Genomic DNA, 5,947 nt, shown 5'->3' with positions numbered 1-5,947 from the left:
CGTCGGTGCTCCCATGCCTTGCCATGCGCAACCAGTTGCTGGTGTGGGTCTTGCTGATCGAACTCCTGACCGTCATTCGGCCGTGGGAATGGTTCTTGTGAGCCCAATCCCGATCGACAAAGCCACACAGGGTGGACTCATGAATGACTCGTCCGCCGAGCATTGGGATTCATCCCGCGCAGTGCGCCTCGTCCAATACCCTGAAGTCGGTCAGGCCGTGTTTGTGATTCCAACCGGAGTTGGCGGTGCGGCGGTCTCTAGATCCTCTTGAAGCAGGAGCGTCCAGATGGTCTGACCGTATGCGGCTGCTGCGGCGGCGTGCACTCGTGGAAGCAGGCCTGAAGCATCACGTGCAAGCATTGCGGCGGCGTGAGAACTGTCTTCAACCTTACTCAAAGTCGAAATGGACTCCAGCCTTTGCTCCAGGTGATCTATCACCTGAGCGCCGTCAGCAAGTGCCACCGTACTAAGGTTCGCCACGAGGTCGGAATCAGGCTCCGACTCGACTCCAAAGTACTCAATCGGCCGATGCTGCGCGGCCAGTTGCTTGAGATCTATGCTCTTAGCTTTGAAGGAGGCCCGCCAGGGTTGCCCCTTGTCGTAGGCCCCATAAAACTCTCGCCATTCCTCCTTGCTCGTGCCACGGAATGCGACGGAGATGTCCAGCTCTCTGGCAGCCGCAGAAGGCAGGCCTTCACCAAGCAGATCCTTCAAAGCTGCAGTCCGGGCGTGCATCTGCGACAGTTCCTCGGCAAGCGGCGCCCACAAGAATCCTGGCGCAGAGGCGCGCTCCGAAACCTCCGTCGGTTGGACCGAGCAATGTAGATACCAAGCCGCGCGATAGCGTCCTCGCAGCGGAACAGCAGCAACTTGATTACCGACGGCCAACTGAAACTTGATCGCATCGGCGGCATGGACACAGAAGCGAAACGCTAGGCGCGCACCAAGTTTGGTCAAGCCAGCCAACAGCGTGCGATGCAGCAACGCCCACAGTTGTTCAAGCCATGTGGCACGATCATCCTCGCGCCAGTTGCGAAGCATCTGGCATGCCACGAAGTGCGTGTGCACCGCTTCATGCCATTGATCGAACATTGACGCGCGAGCTTCGGCCAGCTCAGGTTCAGACGCAAGCATGTCGTGGGCGTCCACAAGCAGCGAGAGCATGCGCAAGGCGTCGGGAGCCCCCGCCTTTTCACATTCGGCTTTAGCCTTCAGGACGATCGGACCGACGTCCTCCAACGCGGACCTGTCGTCGTCCGCCCACCCTCTGCCTGCACCCCGCTGCTCGAACGCGCTAGCGAGCTGGCGTCCAAGCTCCCACAAAGCGCCCGGGACGAGTTGCTTCGTCTCGGCTGACAGCCGATCCGAGTTCTCCGGTGCCGTCTCGAACATGCGATCAAGGCGCGAACTCAAGGCTTGCCACTCAGCTTCTGGACTGAACGTCTGCATCATGCCTCCAGCTTCGTTGGCCGCCCGTCCGCATACGTTGCAGCTCGATCACCGAATCGCCGCGTAGGATAAGCTGGTCACCCTGAAACTCTACGGCTGCCTCAGTGGGCTTGTCCACAAAGGAGATGAACTCTCTCTCTCTCTGAACTTTCGCGGAGTCGTGCTGCACAGAAGTTGACTAGACTTGCCTTTCAAAGCCCAGTAACCTCGAATCCATATCAGAGGTTCTCTATGGCATCACCTTCAACGCATCCTGTGCCAGAGAAGTGGGTCTATAGCTCCGCATTTATTGCCCTCGATGCTGCCTTGATAGGACTTGCTGCGGTTGAACGGTTGCTGTTGGCGAAGAACGAGCAAGCAACGCATGCAATCGTCTATCACGAAGGTGGCTTCTACCTCTTCAATGCTGCCGACTTGCTGTTGCACCTGCTTGGCAGCAGCGAGCAGGCTCGGCGGCGGTCGAACCTGCGGACGCTATTGGACCTCCAGGGATCCAGGCAGAGCCCGACCGTGACCGAGCACGAGGCGCCGGTCCCGGGTTCCGTGGTGGTGCGTGATGGCAAAGCGGTGGGTTTCGTTTCGATGCCAGACCCAGCAGCAGGAACGCTTCCTGCCCTCGACTTCGAGCACGGCGTTCCGGTCGTCGTTGGCGCATGGCCGCCCCTCCACAGGGGGTACATCGACGACATTTTCAAGAACCGCGCAGAAAATCCCGGTTTCGATGTTCGTTCCTCACCCACCGCCGCCTCGCCTGTTGGGGGCGCTCGCGTCGACGGTGAGGAGCAACCCGAGGACTTCTCGCCAGCGCCAACCGCGCCTCGCTTTTTCAACGCCCGCACAAACAACCGAGTCGCGCTGAACGCGCAGACTTACGTGATCGTTCAGGTAGCGGGCGAGGCAGCGCAGCCCTCGTTCGACAGCGATGCCAGCAACGTTCCATTCGGCGATTTCATTGGCTCGTTGACTATCGACGTGTACGCCCCGGGCCTAAAGGCAGACGGTCCGACGACATTGACGCTGCAGGTCCCCGCGGGTGGCGATTCCGCAAAGGTGCGCTTTGCCTTCATCGCCCAGAAGTCAGGCCACCAAAAGATTGAGGTCATGGCTTGGAACGGCTCAGCGCAGGTTGCAGGTGTGACGCTGCACGTGGCTGTGGAGACGGACCCCGTCGTCGCAGCGCCCCATGAGGTCACGGGCGACTTGAAACTGCGCGAGCCCGAGATAGGCGAATACACACTGGACGTCGCGATGGAGTCTGACACGCGGCGCTACCGCTTCCAGCTGCGCAGCGATCAGAGGGACGTCTGGCCGCCGATGTATTCTGAGTCACTGTTGAACGCACGGCAGCACACCTACCACACTACCATCGCCAATCTCAACGCCCAGGCGCGCAACCTCTATGGCCTAAAGATGGAGGATCAGGCCATCTGGCTGCGCGGCATGGGCACCCTGCTGTTCGAACAGTTAGTGCCAGACACTCTCAAGGCGTTGCTTATCGAACGCAAGAGCAAGATTCGCGTCCTTAACATCCTCTCCGAAGCGGACCCGACACCGTGGGAGCTGCTCTTCCTGGCCGACCCGGAAACCGGGGACGGCGAGTTTCTTGGGGCATCGGCCACCGTGGCGCGCTGGCGGTACGGTGCCGGACCGAGTCGGTCGCTGAGACGTGCGACAAAGGTCTTGGTGCTGCCGGACGACGCTCCGCCGGAGGCGCAAGCAGAAATGCAGAACTTGCGGACACTTCTTGGCGGCGCGGACACAATCGGCGACCTCAGCAGTCTCAACACCTTGATGACTACTGGCGGCTTCGACCTGCTGCACTTTGCTGCGCACAACGTCAATGTGCCGAACGCACAAGCCGGCGCATACGTGCCTTTCGGACCCAGGCGTTGGGACCTGACCTTCATGGCCGCAGTGCCGCGAAACAAGTTCAAAGCGCGCGCTCCCCTGGTGTTTATGAACGCCTGCACGACATCGGGAACCACTGAGCTATATACGGAGCTGGCGAGTTGGGCCGACCGATTTCTCAGTTGCGGCAGCGGCGCCTTCATCGGCACTCTATGGGAGGTGCGGGACAGCAGCGCGCGGCAGTTCTCCGAAGTTTTCTACAGCGAGCTGTTGCAAGGCCAGACGCTCGGCGAGGCTATGCAGACTGCACGCGCCAAGCTGCACGCAATCAGCCCGGGCGATCCGACGCCCCTCGCCTACACCCTGTACGGCAATCCGCTCGCGCGGTTGGAGCAAGCATGATCGAACCCATTCTGGTCGTCCATGGGGTCAACAACCATGATTTCGCACCGTTCGCCAAGCAGGTCGAAAAGCTTCAGCAAGCGCTGGGACCGGAAAGACAGTTGGTCCCCGTTTATTGGGGTGACCTGGGAGGGCAATCGACCGATCTGGCCGATTGCCTACCGGCCTTCACCGATGGCGAATGGCATGTGCGCTCGGATGACGGCATATCCCTCAATCTGAATCCGCAAGCAGTTCGTGCCATTGTCGGCCCACGCGGTGTGCTCGACAATGCGACGCGAGCTGACATCGTAAGTGGCCAGGTGCAACCGGCATCGCTAGTGCGAAGTGTTCCCGGAGCGCAGTCCGAGCAGGTGCGAGACGCCGTGTCCAGCGAGCTCGTCGCGACCCAAGTTCTGCAGTACACCGACGACCGTGAGACGCTGGCTATCGTCGGCCGCGCTATCGACGCCGTGTTGCGCGACATCCCCGCGAGCAGCGTTGTACAGCGGCCGACGTCGCCACCAGGCGAATTCGTCGTGGGCGACGGCCACGCCGTGCGCGGCGATGACCGCTTGGCCGGCGAGGACGACACGCGTGGCCTCATCGATCCGGTCAAACGCATTGCCAGTCACGTAATTGAGGGCATCGACAATGCGCTCGGTCGCGTCATTGGCAACCAGCTCGGGCGCTTGAACCAGAGCGTTCGCGCGCGTCTCGCAGTGCCAATCTCGGCCACGCTCGGCGACATCATGAGCTACCAGCGCCAGCCTGACCGGATTCAAGACGCACTGCGTGCCGCTCTGGCGCAGTACGCACCCGGCTACGGAAGTAAGGAGAAGCCAATAAGTGTGATCGCGCACAGTTTGGGCGGCGTGGTGGCGTTCGACGCGGCGGTGAAGCCGATGTCAGAAGCTAAGCGTCTGTGGATCAAATCGTTCGTGACCTTCGGTAGCCAAGCGGCCTTCTTCCATATCGTCGATCCCCGTGCGCCTGAACTCGTGGTCTATCGGCGCGATGCGCCCGTAAAGCTGCCCCCCAGCATCGTACGCTGGACCAACCTCTGGGACCCTATGGACCTACTCGCATTCACTGCCGGCACCGTGTTCAGATTGGCTGATGGAAGCACGCCGGCGGACATCAGCGTGGCGGACACCGCGAGTGATTTGATCGCCGAGAAGGGTTGGGCGCACTCGGTGTACTGGGATTCTGATGAGTTGGCACGTGCGTTGCGCACTAGCCTCGAGTAATGCTGTGCTAACACACGGAACGCCTGACGGCGCCGCAGAAACTCATCGTTGAACGGCCGCTTTCCGACAGTCCCGTGCGGTTGATCGACCGGCTGCTCAGGGTCGGGACCGCGAGTTCGCGACTTTAGGATGCAGCCGTTCACACCCGATCTCGGCACGGTCGTCGGTTGCCATCCCCGAACTACCACTGTCGCCGAACTCGGTTTCCTCGACGGGGTCGGCGAACGTCAACTTCCGAGTTGGACCTGTCGTTCGCCGAGAAGGCCGCAGGAGGTCAGCTTTCGGCAGCAGGCGACATTCGAAAGCCCATAGCGGAACAGCAGCAGACAGTCTCTATGCAGCCGCACACAGCCGCACAGCTTGCAAGGACGACGGATCGCTTCTGGCCGTCAAGGATCGGCCAGCCGACGGCGCCGAACGGCAGGTCTGCTGCGCATATCCGCCGCCCAATATTGGAGGAGCGCTTGGCGCGTTGAACGCCGGTGGCGTTCAACGCGCGAGCGGTCGAGGCCGCCCCCGTCCCTGATGTTCGAGCTGACGCGGCCCATGGCAATTGGGCAGCGGTTCCGGTCGGTCGTGGCGCGGCGACGAAATCACGGTCTCGGGTCCGAAGGGGGCGGGCTGCACATGCCGCCCGCAAGAAGGCCTATTGCATTTGACTCTGCCAGTCAAGCGAAAACCCGGTGGAACTTGCCTCGGGGTTTCGTCTGACACATCGCACCTCCCTGGACAAACTGCGCATCAGCAGTGAGCCAGGGAGAACACGTGCAAGTACCTGAAACTGACAACACCATCGACCTCGCCGGCCCGGGCGGACAGTTCTGCGATGAGACGGGCGTCCTGTGGTCGGCCCCCGAAGGCCAGGTCACCAACGCGTGCACGTTTGTCGTGTGCGCACTGACGTTCTGGCTGGTCGTCCCCGTCTTCTATGCGCTGTACCGCGCGTGGTGGACCTCGACGCACCGCTACGTCATGACCGACCAGCGCCTGCGCGAAGCCACCGGCGTCATGCTCCGCCG

General features: G+C 61.5%; 3 protein-coding genes and 1 pseudogene. 3 read left to right on the top strand and 1 reads right to left on the bottom strand.

The window, feature by feature from the left end:
* Positions 1-210: 210 nt before the first annotated feature.
* On the bottom strand, positions 211-1,452 hold the full coding sequence (locus tag AC30NL_RS19495) for a hypothetical protein (protein WP_489465645.1): 1,242 nt from the start codon (positions 1,450-1,452) through the stop codon (positions 211-213).
* 228 nt (positions 1,453-1,680) lie between these two features.
* On the opposite strand from AC30NL_RS19495, the gene AC30NL_RS19490 reads away from it, so the two are divergent.
* The 3 genes and pseudogenes from AC30NL_RS19490 to AC30NL_RS19480 all read left to right on the top strand — a co-directional run.
* The gene (locus AC30NL_RS19490; RefSeq protein WP_489465644.1) at positions 1,681-3,699 is read left to right on the top strand and encodes a CHAT domain-containing protein; all 2,019 of its coding nucleotides are present in this window, start codon (positions 1,681-1,683) and stop codon (positions 3,697-3,699) included.
* Positions 3,696-4,928, top strand: a complete 1,233-nt coding sequence (locus tag AC30NL_RS19485) for a hypothetical protein (protein WP_489465643.1) — start codon at positions 3,696-3,698, stop codon at positions 4,926-4,928. Before AC30NL_RS19490 ends, AC30NL_RS19485 begins: the two co-directional genes overlap by 4 nt.
* A gap of 765 nt (positions 4,929-5,693) precedes the next feature.
* A pseudogene (locus AC30NL_RS19480) lies at positions 5,694-5,947 on the top strand (hypothetical protein); the annotation flags it as partial.

Source organism: Rhizobacter sp., assembly GCA_021153565.1.
In the GTDB taxonomy this organism is placed as follows: domain Bacteria; phylum Pseudomonadota; class Gammaproteobacteria; order Burkholderiales; family Burkholderiaceae_C; genus Albitalea.
This window is presented reverse-complemented; position numbering and strand designations above follow the sequence as displayed.

Coding starts and splice junctions, on each gene's coding strand:
- AC30NL_RS19495 (WP_489465645.1), bottom strand. CDS start 1,452: ATGATGCAGACGTTCAGTCCAGAAGCTGAGTGGCAAGCCTTGAGTTCG.
- AC30NL_RS19490 (WP_489465644.1), top strand. CDS start 1,681: ATGGCATCACCTTCAACGCATCCTGTGCCAGAGAAGTGGGTCTATAGC.
- AC30NL_RS19485 (WP_489465643.1), top strand. CDS start 3,696: ATGATCGAACCCATTCTGGTCGTCCATGGGGTCAACAACCATGATTTC.